Origin of the sequence: Vibrio genomosp. F10 str. 9ZD137 (assembly GCF_049974785.1) — a bacterium.
In the GTDB taxonomy this organism is placed as follows: Bacteria; Pseudomonadota; Gammaproteobacteria; order Enterobacterales; family Vibrionaceae; genus Vibrio.
Map to the genome: position 1 here is coordinate 1 of NZ_JBNGCJ010000555.1, position 610 is coordinate 610.

The 610-nt window shown below is 39.3% G+C and carries 1 protein-coding gene; it reads left to right on the plus strand.

All coding sequences use genetic code 11. From position 1 onward, the window contains the following. Positions 1 to 55 precede the first annotated feature (55 nt). Positions 56 to 505, plus strand: a complete 450-nt coding sequence (locus ACP45E_RS13580) for a hypothetical protein (RefSeq protein WP_017037364.1) — start codon at positions 56 to 58, stop codon at positions 503 to 505. Positions 506 to 610 lie beyond the last annotated feature (105 nt).

Here is a 610-nt window from a genome sequence, read left to right on the forward strand (position 1 = left end):
TGCCGCTTAGCAGAGCGTTAGCTTCTAAAATGCATTAATCATAAAAAGGATATTTATGAAAAAAATCATATACTCATTAGTCATTGCCGCTAGCGTTAGTGGCTGTGTTGCAAAATACGATTATCAATCCCAGTCTCCCGAAGACCCTACACTTAGCCTTGGTGGCCACTTTGAAGAAAATCCAGCAGGTCATATAGCAATTAACTTAAACCCGAAAGGCAACAATAAGTGCGATGACTACCAAAATGGTGGCATGGTCGGAACTTTTTCCGATGATAATAAGGTGTTCACTCTTCCAAAAGATAAAATAGTTAACTTTGTTTTAATGGCGGGTAGTTCTGGTAATTGTCAATTAGGTCCATATGAATTTGAAACTAGCGCATCAACGAATTATGTATTAGATGTCCAAGTCGAGGGTGGTTACTGCTTTGTAAAATTGGCAGAAAATGACTTTCAATCTAGCAATAACTTCATCGAACTAACCAAAGTTGGCTATTGCGAGTAATAAAAGCTAACAAGGCGCTCAAACCGACACTTAACGCTTGGCAATTTTGCTTCGCAAAAGTTTATGCCAAGGTTTCGTGCGGCTTAGCTTAGCGTTAAGACTCGC